This window comes from Rahnella sp. ChDrAdgB13 (assembly GCF_017655185.1).
GTDB lineage: Bacteria > Pseudomonadota > Gammaproteobacteria > Enterobacterales > Enterobacteriaceae > Rahnella > Rahnella contaminans.
Window position 1 is genome coordinate 15,495 of sequence record NZ_JAEMGT010000027.1, and the last position, 14,992, is coordinate 30,486.

At 54.7% G+C, this 14,992-nt stretch carries 12 protein-coding genes and 1 pseudogene; 11 read left to right on the forward strand and 2 right to left on the reverse strand.

Annotation, left to right across the window (positions count from 1 at the left end; genetic code table 11):
• Positions 1-8 precede the first annotated feature (8 nt).
• Positions 9-1,538, reverse strand: coding sequence for a Re/Si-specific NAD(P)(+) transhydrogenase subunit alpha (gene pntA / locus J8X26_RS09220; RefSeq protein WP_165058698.1), 1,530 nt, complete (start codon positions 1,536-1,538; stop codon positions 9-11).
• A 537-nt stretch (positions 1,539-2,075) separates the two neighbouring features.
• On the opposite strand from pntA, the gene ydgH reads away from it, so the two are divergent.
• Positions 2,076-3,029: a DUF1471 family protein YdgH gene (ydgH, locus tag J8X26_RS09225; protein ID WP_152326274.1), complete on the forward strand. Its 954-nt coding sequence runs from the start codon at positions 2,076-2,078 to the stop codon at positions 3,027-3,029.
• A 91-nt stretch (positions 3,030-3,120) separates the two neighbouring features.
• On the opposite strand, the gene J8X26_RS09230 is transcribed toward ydgH, so the two are convergent.
• On the reverse strand, positions 3,121-4,233 hold the full coding sequence (locus J8X26_RS09230) for a dipeptidase (protein ID WP_208950728.1): 1,113 nt from the start codon (positions 4,231-4,233) through the stop codon (positions 3,121-3,123).
• Between the two features lie 250 nt (positions 4,234-4,483).
• Between J8X26_RS09230 and J8X26_RS09235 the strand changes: the two genes are divergently transcribed.
• From J8X26_RS09235 to J8X26_RS09280, 10 genes and pseudogenes are all read left to right on the forward strand, one after another.
• On the forward strand, positions 4,484-6,079 hold the full coding sequence (locus J8X26_RS09235) for an ABC transporter substrate-binding protein (RefSeq protein ID WP_208950729.1): 1,596 nt from the start codon (positions 4,484-4,486) through the stop codon (positions 6,077-6,079).
• Positions 6,076-7,089: an ABC transporter permease gene (locus J8X26_RS09240; protein ID WP_152326277.1), complete on the forward strand. Its 1,014-nt coding sequence runs from the start codon at positions 6,076-6,078 to the stop codon at positions 7,087-7,089. Before J8X26_RS09235 ends, J8X26_RS09240 begins: the two co-directional genes overlap by 4 nt.
• Complete coding sequence (locus tag J8X26_RS09245) at positions 7,086-8,012, forward strand: ABC transporter permease (RefSeq protein WP_208950730.1); 927 nt, start codon at positions 7,086-7,088, stop codon at positions 8,010-8,012. Before J8X26_RS09240 ends, J8X26_RS09245 begins: the two co-directional genes overlap by 4 nt.
• The gene (locus tag J8X26_RS09250; protein ID WP_165058700.1) at positions 8,012-8,842 is read left to right on the forward strand and encodes an ABC transporter ATP-binding protein; all 831 of its coding nucleotides are present in this window, start codon (positions 8,012-8,014) and stop codon (positions 8,840-8,842) included. Before J8X26_RS09245 ends, J8X26_RS09250 begins: the two co-directional genes overlap by 1 nt.
• Complete coding sequence (locus J8X26_RS09255; protein ID WP_152326279.1) at positions 8,839-9,612, forward strand: ABC transporter ATP-binding protein; 774 nt, start codon at positions 8,839-8,841, stop codon at positions 9,610-9,612. The genes J8X26_RS09250 and J8X26_RS09255 overlap by 4 nt, the downstream gene beginning before the upstream one ends.
• Before the next feature lie 78 nt (positions 9,613-9,690).
• Positions 9,691-11,250, forward strand: a complete 1,560-nt coding sequence (locus tag J8X26_RS09260; RefSeq protein ID WP_208950731.1) for a serine hydrolase — start codon at positions 9,691-9,693, stop codon at positions 11,248-11,250.
• A gap of 227 nt (positions 11,251-11,477) precedes the next feature.
• Positions 11,478-11,879, forward strand: a pseudogene (locus J8X26_RS09265) (FAD-dependent oxidoreductase); the annotation flags it as partial.
• 400 nt (positions 11,880-12,279) lie between these two features.
• Positions 12,280-12,756 carry a heme-binding protein gene (locus tag J8X26_RS09270; RefSeq protein ID WP_152326282.1) on the forward strand — a complete coding sequence of 159 codons (477 nt, stop codon included), beginning with the start codon at positions 12,280-12,282 and terminating at the stop codon, positions 12,754-12,756.
• Positions 12,757-12,830: 74 nt separating this feature from the next.
• Positions 12,831-13,385, forward strand: a complete 555-nt coding sequence (locus tag J8X26_RS09275; protein ID WP_152326283.1) for a sugar dehydrogenase complex small subunit — start codon at positions 12,831-12,833, stop codon at positions 13,383-13,385.
• Positions 13,378-14,982, forward strand: a complete 1,605-nt coding sequence (locus tag J8X26_RS09280) for a GMC family oxidoreductase (RefSeq protein ID WP_152326284.1) — start codon at positions 13,378-13,380, stop codon at positions 14,980-14,982. Before J8X26_RS09275 ends, J8X26_RS09280 begins: the two co-directional genes overlap by 8 nt.
• Positions 14,983-14,992 lie beyond the last annotated feature (10 nt).

Here is a 14,992-nt window from a genome sequence, read left to right on the forward strand (position 1 = left end):
GTTACCCCTTAGTTCTTGCGAAACATCTTCAGCATGCGCTGAGTGACGGTGAATCCGCCGAAAATATTGATACTGGCAATCAGAACGGCAATAAAGGACAGGAAACTGACCCAACCGCCATGACCGATTTGCAGCACGGCACCCACCACGATGATCCCTGAAATGGCGTTAGTGACCGACATTAACGGGGTATGCAATGCATGACTGACATTCCAGACCACGTAATAACCGACCACGCAGGACAGCGCGAAAACGGTAAAGTGGGACAGGAATTCTTTCGGAGCAACATTGGCCAGCCAGCCAAACAGCACGATGGCGACGGCCATGATGATGAATTTGGTCCACGGGTTAGCCGGTTTAGCTTCTGCTTTTACTACAGGTTCAGCGGCTTTCGCAGCTTGTGGCTGGGCAGAAACCTGAATCGGTGGCGCAGGCCAGGTGACTTCGCCGGTTTTCACCACGGTCACGCCGCGCACAACGGTATCTTCGAAATCAATTTCGATTTCGCCGTTTTTCTCTTTGCACAGCAGTTTCAGCAGGTTAACCAGGTTGGTGCCGTACAGTTGCGAAGACTGTGTTGGCAGGCGGCTTGGCAGATCGGTGTAACCGATGATCTTCACACCGTTTTCGGTCGTGGTGATTTTGTCGGCAACGGTCAGTTCACAGTTACCGCCGGTTTGTGCTGCCAGATCGACAATCACGCTGCCCGGTTTCATGGACGCGACCATTTCTTTGGTGATGAGCTTCGGCGCCGGACGCCCCGGGATCAGCGCGGTAGTCACGATGATATCCACTTCTTCCGCCTGAGCCGCAAACAGCGCCATTTCCGCTTTGATGAACGCTTCGGACATCACTTTCGCGTAGCCGTCACCGCTGCCCGCTTCTTCTTCGAAGTCCAGTTCCAGGAACTCCGCGCCCATACTTTGTACCTGCTCCTTAACTTCAGGGCGGGTATCAAACGCACGAACGATGGCACCGAGGCTGCCTGCTGCACCGATGGCAGCAAGACCAGCCACACCGGCACCGATAATCATGACTTTTGCAGGCGGGACTTTACCGGCGGCGGTGATTTGCCCGGTGAAGAATCGGCCAAATTCATGCGCAGCTTCAACAATCGCACGGTAACCGGCGATGTTAGCCATCGAGCTCAGGGCATCCAGAGATTGCGCGCGGGAAATACGTGGCACAGAATCCATTGCCATCGCCGTCACCTGACGGTCGGCCAATTTTTGGATCAGTTCAGGATTTTGCGCAGGCCAGATAAAGCTGACCAGCGTGGTTCCTGCCTGTAATTTGTCAATTTCATCGTTTTCAGGCGCATTGACCTTCAAAACGATATCTGATTGCCATACATCATCGCCAGTGACGACCGAGGCCCCCGCTTCTTCATACGCGGAATCTTCAAAGCTGGCTAACTTACCGGCACCCTGTTCGATAGCCACCGTGAAGCCGAGTTTGAGCAACTGTTCCACCGTCTTCGGCGTGGCTGCAACCCTGGCTTCATTGGTCAACCGCTCTTTTGGTACACCAATACGCATAGTATTCCCTTCACCCTTTTCATTGATGATTTGTGTCATCGACATAACAATTCAATTACCAGCCTGTCGGTTATATTAACGACCGAAAATCTGTTTTTGCAGGCTGGGTATAACCTACTGAATATCTAATCAATAATCTACGTATCGCAGCGATAGTCAGGCAATTAATAATAAAAAAACTGATAGGGCTCGCAAACCTGCTGCAAACCGTGAGAAACAGGCCTTCATTTCACCTGAGAATCCTATTTATACCGGATCAATCACTCAGGTAAGTCTCACTTTACCCCGCCCGGCGCGGGCATAAAAGTTAGAAAATAGTGAATAATTAACATTTATTTCACTACTTGGTTTATTCATCAAACTTATATAAGTTAGAGGCAGTAAAAAAAGAGGTGTGATATCTCGATACCGCTCGCATTATTGCCATAAATTGCTGAGACACTCAGCATTGTTACATGCAATAATCGGCCGCTAACCTGTTACACATCAAGAATTCAGCACGTTTCAACATTACAGCGCAAGGTGAAAGGATTTTTTATGAAGCTGACAAAAACGATCATCGCATCGGCCCTGTTTTCTATTTCTGCGCTGTCCGCAGCACATGCCGCGCAGGAAATTAGCCCGCAGAAAGCAGCCGCCATCAAGCCTTTTGATCGCATTGTTATTACCGGGCGATTTAACACGCTGGGCGACGCGTCTGACGCCGTTTCCCGCCGTGCCGATACGCTGGGTGCAGATTATTTTTATATTCAAGATACCAATACCACTAACAATAGCGGTAACTGGCGCGTAGTTGCAGATATCTATAAAAAAGATGCGCCTGAAGTCAGCAATGACCCGCACTACCGCGTGATTAACGGCGTTGTAGAGCTTCCGAAAGACGTCGCTTACGGCCTTGAGCCTTTTGATACCGTGACTGTCAGCGGTTTCTTCCGCAGCCAGCCAGACGTGAATGATGCTATTACTCAGGCCGCGAAACAGAAAGGGGCTTACTCCTTCTTCATCGTGCGCCAGATTGATGCCAACAGCGGAGGCAACCAGTACATCACTGCGTTCATTTATAAGAAAGATGCCCCTAAACGCGTTGTTCAGTCTCCGGATGCCATTCCTGCTGATTCCGAAGCCGGTAAAGCGGCGCTGGCGGCAGGCGGTGCAGAAGCGAAGAAAGTTGAAATTCCGGGCGTGGCCTCTTCCGGCAGCCCAAGCCGTTCCGTAGGCCGTTTCTTCGAAACGCAGTCTTCTACCGGTCAGCGTTACACTGTCACGGCAACTAACGGGGCTAAGATTCAGGAAGTGAACGACGTCACCGCAGCTCAGATGGTTCCGTTTGATTCCACGACTTTCACCGGTCACTTCAACAGCACCACCGACGTTTCTCAGGAAGTGGCGAACCGTGCTGCGGCGAAAGGCGCCAAGTTCTACCACATTACCCGTCAGTGGCAGAACAAAAGCGGCGGCAACCTGACCGTGAGCGCAGACTTCTTCAAATAAGTCTGACTATCGCTAAAATACAAAAGGCAGCCTTTCAAAGCTGCCTTTTTACTTTCTGCAATTCACGTCTCTGCGTGGTTCTCTGCGTACGTTATTTTCCCCAGGTTCTTTCCAGAACGTTAACCCAGTTTTTATAGCAAATCTTCTCCAGCAGCGCCTGCCCGTAACCCGCTTCACGCAGCGCATTCACCAGCACCGGCAAACCGCGCACATCAGACAAGAACGGTGCCATTGACGCACCGTCAAAATCCGAACCAAAGCCCACGTTGTCTTCGCCCAGATGTTCCACCAGATAATCCACGTGGCGCACCATAATGCCGGTGCCGGTATCGTCGCTTCTTTTACCGTCTTCACGCAGGAACGGCACGGCAAAGTTCAGCCCGACGAAACCGTTGCTCTCTTTGATGGCGGCCAGCTGTTTGTCGGTCAGATTGCGTGACTGCGGGCAAATGCTGAACGCATTGGAATGGCTGGCGACCAGCGGCGCATCACTCAGCCCGGCAATTTCCCAGAAGCCTTTTTCATTGAGGTGCGACAGATCAATCATGATGCGTTTCTGATTACAGGCCTTCACCAACCGGACGCCCGCTTCCGTCAGCCCCGGACCGGTATCCGGCGAGGTTTGATATTTGAACGGGACGCCGTAACCGAAGATGTTCGGACGGCTCCAGACTGGCCCCAGCGAACGCAACCCCATGCTGTAAAGCACATCCAGATTATATAAATCCTCATCTATCGCTTCAGCTCCTTCAATATGCATAACCACAGCTAATGCATGGTTATCTATTGACTGACGAATTTCCTGCGCCGAGCGGCAAATTTTCACCTTTCCTTGCGACTGTTCTTCAATTCTGAGCAAAAACGCCATCATGCCAAATGTGACATCGCGTGCAAAATCGAAAGAAGGTGTCGGAGAAAAATCAGGATGTTTTTGAGTACCTTCCGCAAGGAATCGCGTGTCGACTGAGCGATCAGGCACGCTATTTGCTTGATCAATATCTGGAGTGGGTACCCACGCGGCAAACAGCCCGCCGGCAAAGCCCGCTTCACGACAGCGCGGCAGGTCTAATTGTCCGCTGGCGGGTCCCTGAAGGAATGCGCGTTCAGGATTTTGACGATGTTCTTTCCAAAGCTGTAGCAAAACATCGTTATGTCCATCAAATACTGGCATTAATTCTTCAGTTCCGTGCGCTACGTTATTCATAAAAAAGGTCTACCTTTGATTAAGCATGACTAAGACAACGGAGATTTGCTCAGACGAAGTGCATCATCTGCGAACGATTGCACCAACGAAGAACAAACACAGTACGCTTCAGATTAGTTTTTTCGATACGAAACGTCGACAGGTGCAAAGCAACGTTTTTTCATTTAAGCCAGTTGCCTGAGTTTAAGTCAAGGGTCTGACAACGTAATTTTTAATTTTACTTTTATATATCAACACGATGGGAGTAGTTATGGTTACCAGGCGTCAATTTGTTACCGGTTTTTCTGCAATACCTGTGCTGTCATACCTTAAATTTGATTCCGTGTTTGCGGCCACGCCCGCCTCGATTCTGGTGATGGCGATCCAACTCGACATCATTACCAGCCTTGACCCGCATGAAAGCTTCGAGTCCGTGGGCAGCGAAATTACCGGCAATATGTATCAGCAACTGGTGAAACCCAAGCTGGCCTCCCCTGATGAAATCGAAGGCGATCTGGCCCTGTCATGGACCGCTTCCGACGATAAAAAAACCTTTACCTTCAAACTGGATCCGAAAGCCAAATGGGCCGACGGCAAACCGGTTACCGCTGAAGATGCCGCGTTCTCCCTGCAACGCGTAGTCAAACTCGACAAGAGCCCGGCGTATATCATCAACCAGTTTGGCTATACCAAAGACAACGTCGACAGTATGATCACCGCCACTGACGCCGAAACTCTGGTGATCAAAACCGCTGAACCGGCTTCCGAATCTTTCCTCTTATATTGCCTGACCGCCAACGTCGGCAGCATCGTGCAGAAATCCGCCTGTCTGGCGAATCAGGCCGGTGAGGATTTGGGTAACGCCTGGCTGAAGAAAAACAGCGCCGGTTCCGGGGCCTTCAAACTGCGTGACTGGAAAGTCAGTGAATCCGTCATTCTCGAAAGCAACAAGAACAACCCGCACGCGGGCAAAATCCAGCGCATCATCATGCGCCACATTATCGACCCGTCTGCCCAGCTGCTGATGTTGCAAAAAGGCGATATCGATATCGCACGTAACCTGACCACCGAACAGCTGCGTCCGCTGTTGAAAGACAAAAACTTCACGCTGGTTCAGAAAGGAATTGCCGGAACATTCATGCTTTCCGCCAATACCGCGCACCCGAATCTGGCGAAACCGCAGGTCTGGCAGGCGATCAAATGGGCGATCGATTACGAAAACATTCAGCAGCATATCGTGCCGCTGACGCACAAAATCCATCAGAGCTTCCTGCCTGAAGGTTTCCCGGCGGCGGTGAACACCATCATGTACAAACGCGACGTGGCGAAATCCAAAGCGCTGCTGGCCGAAGCCGGTTTCCCGAACGGGTTTGAAATCACGCTCGATCATTATTCCGCGTCCCCTTCTTCTGACATCGTGCAGGCATTGCAATCTAACCTCGCCGAAGTCGGGATTAAAGTGACGCTGCTCGCGGCAGAAAGCCGTCAGGTACTGACCAAAATGCGTGCGCGTCAGCAACAACTGGCGATGACCCAATGGGGTGCGGACTACTTTGACCCGAACTCTAACGCCGAAGCCTTTTGCAGCAACCCGGATAACACCGATGCCGCGAAAAGCCGCACGCTGGCGTGGCGTTGCAGCTGGCAGGATAAATCAATCTCTGACCTCAGCACTCAGGCGCTGAAAGAATCAGATCCCGCCACCCGCATCAAACTCTACGAAGAGTTGCAGACCAAACATATGGAAAACAGCCCGTTTGCCATCATGCTGCAACCGACCATGACCGCCGCCTGCCGTAACGTGATTTCCGGTGTGGTATTGACTGTAATGAGCACCAGCCCATACGAGAAGGTTGTTAAAGCGTGAGCAAGAGACTCAATGGATTTCTGAGTACCTGCATCAGCGTTTGTCTTACTTTGTTTGGTCTGTCGGTGGTGACTTTCTTTATCGGTCGCGTCATGCCGACGGACCCGGTTCTGGCTGCGGTGGGCGACAATGCACCGCAGGCAGTCGTCGAACGGGTTCGTCATGAAATGGGGCTGGATCAGCCCCTCTGGATGCAGTTCTTTCATTACATCAGTCAGGTCTTTCACGGTGATTTAGGCCGGTCTGCCCTGACGTCCAATCTGGTCACCACGGATATCGCGCGTTTCTTCCCGGCCACGCTGGAACTGGCCACGGCGGCGATTATTATTGCGGCTATCGTCGGCATTCCGCTGGGCGTTTGGGCGGCAACGCGTCAGGGAAGCTGGATTGACCAGACCATCCGCGTGGTGTGTCTGGCCGGTCACTCCCTGCCGGTGTTTGTGCTCGCGCTGCTCAGCCTGCTGATTTTCTACTCCGCGTTAGGCATCGCGCCCGGCCCGGGCCGTCAGGACATCATCTATCAGGACATGATCCCGCAGGTCACCGGTTTACTGACGGTCGATTCGCTGATCGCCGGGGATATGGGGGCATTTTGGGATGCGCTGGCGCACATGGCTCAGCCGGTTCTGATCCTCGCCTATTTCAGCATGGCCTACATCACGCGTATGACCCGCACTTTCATGCTCAACGCGCTCGGCGGCGAATATGTCATCACCGCGCGCGCCAAAGGGTTGTCAGCACAGCGTGTCATCTGGAAACACGCGTTTCCGACCGTGGGCGTACAGCTGATTACGGTTCTGGCCCTGACTTACGCCGGTTTACTCGAGGGCGCCGTGGTCACGGAAAACGTCTTCTCGTGGCCGGGCCTCGGGCAATATCTCACCGTGTCATTAATGAACGCCGACATGAACCCGGTCATCGGCTCCACCTTGCTGATTGGCGCCATTTACGTGCTGCTTAACCTGCTGGCCGACCTTCTCTACCGACTATTGGATCCCCGCGTAACATGAGCATTTTACCTGTCACATCGCAACCCCGCGCAGGCAGCCGCGCCTGGCTGCTGGCGGATACGCCTAACACCCGCACGCAAGCGGTCTGGGGGCGCAGATACCGTATCTGGCTTGGCCTGCGCAAAAATCCACTGGCGATCACCGGCCTGTTTACCGTGCTGGTGGTTCTGCTGATTTCAATCTGTGCGCCGTGGCTGACCAGCTATGATCCGGGAACGCAGGATCTGGCGCACCGTCTGGCGAAACCGTCGTCCCTGCACTGGCTCGGCACCGATGAACTGGGCCGCGACACGCTGAGCCGCATTTTGTACGGCGGACGCATCACGCTCGGCATGGTGATTATCGTCGTGGCAATTGTCGCGCCGGTTGGCCTGCTGATAGGCTGCGTCGCGGGTTACGCCGGAGGATTGCTGGATCGCATTCTGATGCGCATCACTGACATCTTTCTGGCCTTCCCGCGTCTGATTCTGGCGCTGGCTTTCGTGGCGGCGCTTAAGCCCGGCATCGAAAGCGCCATTCTTGCCATCGCCCTCACCGCCTGGCCGCCGTATGCCCGTCTGGCGCGCGCCGAAACCATGCAGGTGCGCGGCACGGATTACATTGCCGCCTGCCGTCTGACCGGCGCAACGCCCGCCCGCATTGTACTTCGTCACATCATGCCGCTGTGCGTGCCAAGTCTGGTCGTGCGCATTACGCTGGACATGAGTTCGATCATTATCACCGCCGCCAGCCTCGGATTTTTGGGCATGGGCGCACAACCGCCGTCGCCGGAATGGGGCGCGATGATTGCGACCGCACGCCGTTTCCTGTTCAGCGAATGGTGGGTGCCACTGATCCCGGCGATTGCCATTTTCGTGACTTCTCTGGCGTTTAACTTCCTCGGCGACGGGCTGCGTGACGTCCTCGATCCTAAGGAGAAATGATGCTGGTTGATATCAAAGATCTGCATATTACCTTCCAGACCAACAGCGGAAGTTTTGATGCTGTTCGCGGCGTTTCGCTTTCTCTGGGCAAGGAAAAGTTCGGTATCGTGGGCGAAAGCGGTTCGGGGAAATCCCTGACCGCGCGCTGTCTGATGAACCTGTTGCCGTCCAGCGCGAAATGCCGCGCGGAAACACTCTCTTTCGACGGCATTGATCTGCGTAATGCCAGTGAAAAACAGATGCGCCAGATACGCGGAAAGCGCGTCGGCTTTATCCTTCAGGATCCGAAATACTCGCTCAATCCGGTGATGCCGGTTGGCAAACAGGTGGCAGAAGCGTGGCAGACACACAAGGGTGGCTCGAACAAACAGGCGATGAATGCTGCCATTGAACTGCTCGATCAGGTGAAAATCCGTGAGCCGCATAAAGTGGCACAACGTTACGCGCATGAAATCTCCGGCGGTATGGGCCAGCGCGTCATGATTGCCATGATGCTGGCACCGGATCCTGAACTGATGATTGCCGACGAACCCACCAGCGCGCTCGATGCCACCGTTCAGGCAGAAATTCTGCGTTTGCTGGATGACCTGGTGTCCAGCCGCGGAATGGGCCTGATTCTGATCAGCCACGATTTGCCGCTGGTCTCCAAATTCTGCGACCGCGTGGCGGTGATGTACGCGGGGCGCATCGTCGAAACGTTACAGGCCGGTGATTTGCTGAAAGCCCAACATCCTTACACGCGCGGGTTGCTGGAATGCCTGCCGTCGCTGAAACATCCGCGTGACAGACTGCCGGTGCTGGTGCGTGATGAAGCCTGGAAAACCTCATGACAGTAGAATCCCCTTCTTTAGATAACAGCAAAATCATCCTCAATAACCTGCGCATTGCGTTCGGCGATACGGAAGTGGTCAAAGGCGTCAGCTTCAGCGTGGCACCCGGCGAATGCTTTGGCATTGTCGGCGAAAGCGGCTCGGGTAAATCCACGATTTTACGCGCACTGGCCGGGCTGAACCGGTCGTGGTCGGGTGAAATGGTGATTGGCGGCGAAGACCAGATGCCGGTGCGGCAGAAGCGATTTTTCCGCCGTGTGCAGATGGTTTTTCAGGATCCGTACGGCTCGCTGCATCCGCGTCAGACCATCGACCGCATTCTGAGTGAACCGCTGATCGTTCACGGTTTCCTGAATATCGAAAAGCGCATTACCGACGCTCTGGCTGAAGTCGGGCTGCCGCAGGCGGTGCGTTTTCGCTTCCCGCACCAGCTTTCCGGCGGACAGCGCCAGCGTGTGGCGATTGCGCGGGCGATGATTTCAGAACCGGAAATCCTGCTGCTTGATGAACCTACGTCGGCGCTGGACGTTTCGGTTCAGGCCGAAATTCTGAACCTGCTGAGCGATCTGCGTGAGCGCCGGAAACTGACCTATATTCTGGTCAGCCACAATCTGGCCGTCGTAGCGCATCTTTGCACCAGCATCGGCGTCATGATTGGTGGTGAAATGGTCGAGCTTCTGAGTGCAGACGATTTGCGGACAGGCAACGTCACCCATCCGCACACAGCAGAGTTAAGATCGTTAAGTCTCAGTTTAGAGGAGCCCGAATAGCCCCGGCGGCGGATTCGGTTTTCACGGGCAGTCCGGGCTGCCCGTCTTATTCACTGATAGACAATTAAGGAGATGTTAATGACATCCACCGCACAGTCTGCTTTACAGTGGCAGGCGGCTGAAACGACAGCAAAACGCATCACTGAAAAATGGAATAAACCCGGTGAACCGGGTGGCGCAATCACCCTTTTTGACAGCAAAACGCTGCGCGCTTACGCCACCGGCGGCCTGTCGAATCTGACGACCACCGAACCTTTCAGCGTTGATTCCGTTGTGCGTTATGCCTCCGTCACCAAACATATTTTTGCCGCTCTCGCACTGCTTCGCAGTGATGCAGGACTTTCCCTCAGCGATACCCTCGGCCAGTATTTACCCCAGCTAAAAGCCCCGATGGCACAAGTGACGATAGGTCAGGCGCTGGACATGACCGGCGGTTTGCCGGACGTGCGCGAAACCTTATCGCTGCTGGGCGTATCGGTCTATAACGTCAGCGAAGCCGGGGCGATCATGGATTTTCTGGCGCAGGACGGCGCGCTGAATTTCCCGGCGGGTACCGAGATTTCTTACAGTAATACCGGCTACCGGCTGGTGGAGGAGATCCTGAAACAAAAAGGCATTCTGTTCGAAGACCTGCTGCAAAAGCATATCGCGCAACCGCTGGACATTGCTTTCCACGCGCCGGAAACCTGGTTTGATATCGTCCACGGGCTGGTGCCAGGCTACTGGCAGGATGCGACCGGCTGGAAAACCGCCGTCGCAGGTCTGCATCTTTCTGCGTCCGGCAGTCTGACCGGCAGCGTGCGCTCGCTGAGCGTCTGGCTGCAAAGCTTACTCAGCAATACCGGCCCCGGCGCAGGCGTACTGAAAACCCTCACGCAACAACGTTATCTGCACGGCGATATTCCGTCGGCTTACGGTCTGGGCACCACGTCTTCACAAATCGGTGAACATACGGTTTACGGCCACGGCGGCTCGCATGCCGGCTACAAAACCTATTTCCTGTTGCATCCGGAGCTGGACGCCGGCGTGGCGCTGGTTTCCAACCGTGAAGACACCACCGCGTACACTCACGCACTGGAAGTCATGTCCGCTCTGCTCGCCGCGCCATTACCACCGCGCAGCAACGCGCTGCCGGACGGTCTTTACGCCAGCACCGCCGAGCCGTACTGGCTGAAAGTCAGCAACGGTACCGCCAGCTATCTCGGTTCCGCCGACAACTTATATCAGGGCGCAGATGCAGAAGAAGCCATTACGCTTTCCGCACACATGCCGATGCGTTTGCGCTGGGACGGCAAAGCAATTCAGGGAGAAATCGGCCATGCATCGCGGTATTTCACGCCAGTCGTACCCAATGATTGCCTGAAAATGGTTCAGGGGCGCTGGTACCATCCCGAATCCAAAGCCGCATTTGATATCGAAGGCGATCAGCTCAGGATTGGCGTCGGCACTTTACGCGCCTGCGGGCAACTGACGTCGCTCGGCGCAGGGCGTCTGCTGGTCGAACTCCCCGACGGGCCGTGGAAGAAAAACTTCTGCCTCTACTTCCAGGGTTACAGCGTCCGGCTGGTATCAAACCGCAGCCGTGTACTGAATTTCCGTCGTGACGAATGCCGTATCAGCTGGCCGACGACGAAATAAACCGGCCACATCCGCCGCCCCGCGTTAACCGGTTATTCCGGGTCAATGCGGGGTGGCGACAAGTTCGGTGAATGATTTCCCCCCGAAGTTGACCTCACTTAAAACCTGCAAAAATACCTGTTCCTGACGGGAAAACCCGTGCTGACGCCCAATTGAAAATTCGCTCAAAATCTGGACGCAAAATTAACCTTTATTTACCTGTGGTTAATTAACAAGGCTGAAACGTTGTTTGCGGGATCCGTTTGTTACGCACCGCCCCCGGCGCACCGGATGCCAGCGGACGGCGTCGCCCCCAACCGATCCCCGGTTCTGAATTTTTGCTTGAGGCCGATGCCATTATCATGGCGTTCGGATTCCAGCCGCACGCCATGCCGTGGCTGAACGAACTGGCCGTTGAGCGTGATTCGGCCGGGCGTCTGGTCACGTCGCACGCGGGAGCTTTCCCGTACCAGACCAGCCATCCGCAGATTTTTGCCGGAGGCGATGCGGTGCGCGGCGCGGATCTTGTGGTGACCGCAATGGACGACGGACGTCAGGCGGCAAGCAGTATTATCGCCTGGCTGGAAAACCGCGATCGCGCCATTGCGGGGCTCTCACCGGAAGGCAGCCTGTTTCCCATGACGCACTGAAATCTCGCGCATATGCCATCACAAAAAACCTCTTTAACGGGAGGTGTTTTTGTTAATTGGATCACACTTTGTTAATACAAACGGATCACTTGGTACATAACAGCACAAAATGCTCAACCCTTATGCTGCAAGGCTTGCAAGCCCGATTTGGTGAAAATACCCCCACAAACCCCCTGTAAGAATTAGTTGCCAGCCGCAACCGTCACTTCTGCTATTTTGTTAATTGAATTAACATCCACGAAACAAAAAGCAATAACACTTTCTTCGTTGTGGCATTAAGAAGCATCGATAAATGCTCAGCCCGACAACGTTATTGGCTTTTAACTTATTTATTTTCAGCGTTTTTATTTCAAAACACTTTCAAGGCAATGTTGTTGCTACTGTTACAAGGGATGAGTCTATGTCTGTAAAAAAACACACCGCTAAAACACTACTTTGTGTCTCCTCACTGCTGTTCTCTGCCACATCCGCCTTCGCTGCCGGGCATCCCCAGCTCGATAATGCCCAGGCAGCCAAAGTGATCGACAGCGTGAAATCCACGCTGGCCGAACAGCATAGCACCGGCTGCGTGGCCGTTGTTGACGCATCTGGTTCATTACTGGCATTCCAGCGCCTCGACGGTTCTCCGGCCGGTTGTGTCGATGCGTCAATCGGTAAAGCCCGCACCTCTGCGCTGTATCACGCGCCGTCGCTGAAATTCATGCAGCGTCTGGCCGGTGGCGAAACCACGGTGCTGGCGATCCCGCACGCGGTTGCGCTGGGCGGCGGGTTCCCGCTGACCCTGAACGGCGAAGTGGTTGGCGCCGTGGGCGTCAGCACACCGAAGCAGGATATTGATAACCAGTCTTCTGAAAAAGCGGCCGGCGTCCTGAAATAACAGGCACTTTTCTACAATCCTTCTTGTTGACGGTCACGCCCGTGGCCGTTTCAGAACGTATACGGAATTTCAGCATGATCAATCTCTCTCGTCGCCGGATGGTTCTCGGCACCGCGGGCGTGCTGGCTGCGGGGTTTGGCAGCCAGCTGCTTGGCGGTGGCGTATTTGCCACACTGGCGCATGCCGCACCACCACTGGCTTCAGCCATCACCATGCCCGCCGGGTTTATGACGCTGTCAAAACAGCTGACCGGCATGGCGTCGCTCGAACCGCATCTCGGCCAGGCACTCTACAGCTGGCTGCATGATAAGCAACTTGATGCCCAGCTCGACGCCCTTTCCGCGCTGCTCACCGCACATGACGGCGTGGTCGGCGATGACCTGCATCAGCTGCTGGCACAACAACCCGCGGAACTGGCGCAGCTCTATCAGCAACTGGTCAGCGGCTGGTACCTCGGCGTGGTCGGCCAGCCCGGCAGCCAGAAATGCATCGGATTCGAAAACATCGTCAGCTATCAGCTGCTGAAAAATAACCTGCTGCCGCCAAGCTACGCGCCGGGTGAGCCGAATTTCTGGGTTAACAAACCTGCCACAACGCAAAAAAATTCCCCGGAGGTCACTCATGGCTGATGCGCTGAATGCTGACGTCGTCGTCATTGGTGCCGGTATCGCCGGTTCTCTTGCCGCGCTGAAAATGGTGAAAGCCGGTGTTTCCGTGCTGATGCTGGATTCCGGCCCGGTGATCAAACGTGACGAAGCAGTCGAACTGTTTCGTCAGTCGCCGCTGAAAGGCGATTTTACTGAACCCTATCCGCCAAAACCCTGGGCTCCGCAACCCAAATTCCAGCCAAAAGATAACAACTATCTGATCCAGAAAGGTCCGGATCTGTATGCCGCGCAATACCTGCGCGGCGTCGGTGGCACTACCTGGCACTGGGCGGGACAGGCATTCCGTTTGCTGCCAAACGACATGAAAATCAAAACGCTGTACGGCATCGGACGCGACTGGCCCATCAGTTATGAAGAGCTGGAACCGTACTACACCGAAGCCGAAATACAGATGGGCGTTTCCGGTGACGATGCGCTGGATTCCCCGCGTTCGCAGCCGTATCCGCTGCCGGGCATTCCGCTGCCTTACGGCTTTGACCGCATCAGCAAACGTATTGCCAAACTGGGTTATGTGTTGGGCATCGGCCCGCAGGCGCGCAACAGTATTCCTTACGATGGCCGCCCTGCCTGCTGCGGCAACAATAACTGCATGCCGGTCTGCCCGATTGATGCGCAATACCACGGCGGCATTTCCGCCCGTAAAGCCATCGAAGCCGGTGTCCGCGTGATTGCCAATGCTGTGGTGTACAAGATTGAAGCCAGCGACAGCGGCGAGATTGTTGCCGTGCATTATCTCGACGCCGACAAAGTCACGCACAAAGTCACCGGTAAGCGTTTCGTCCTGACCGCCAACGGCATCGAAAGCCCGAAACTGCTGCTGATGTCCACCAGTGATAAATACCCAGATGGCATCGCCAACAGTTCCGGCATGGTCGGCCGTAACCTGATGGATCACCCCGGCACCTCGGTAGAGTTCTATGCCGATGAACCGGTGTATTTCGGCCGCGGCCCGATGCGTCCGGGCAGTATCAATAACCTGCGCGACGGTGAATTCCGCAGCGACCGATCCGCGTTACGTATCGACGTCGCCAATACGTCTCCGGTGCGTTATCTCACGGAACGGCTGGTGCGTCAGGGCTATTACGGCAAAGCGCTGAACGACAAACTGGCGTTCCAGTCCGAGCGTTTTATCCAGTTGAAATGCCTGCTGGAAATGCTGCCGGAGCCGGAAAACCGCGTGGTGCTGAGTAAAACTGAGAAAGACGAATGGGGCATTCCGCGTCTGGAAGTCCACTACAAATTCCCGGAATACGTACATCGCGGCTATGACCAGTCAATGCTCGATTTCCAGAAGATCGTCAAAGAGATGGGCGGCACCGAAGTGGTGTACAGCAAGCGTGGCGTTTACGACAACAACCAGCACATCACCGGCACCATGATTATGGGCAGCGATCCGAAGGATTCCGTGGTGGATGGTGACTGTCGTACGCATGACCACCCGAACCTGTTCATTGCCGGTACCGGCATTATGCCGTCGGCCTCCACGGTGAACTCCACGCTGTCCGGTACAGCACTGGCATTACGCATGGCAGACACGGTGCTGAAAAGCCTGGCCTGATTGATTTTCT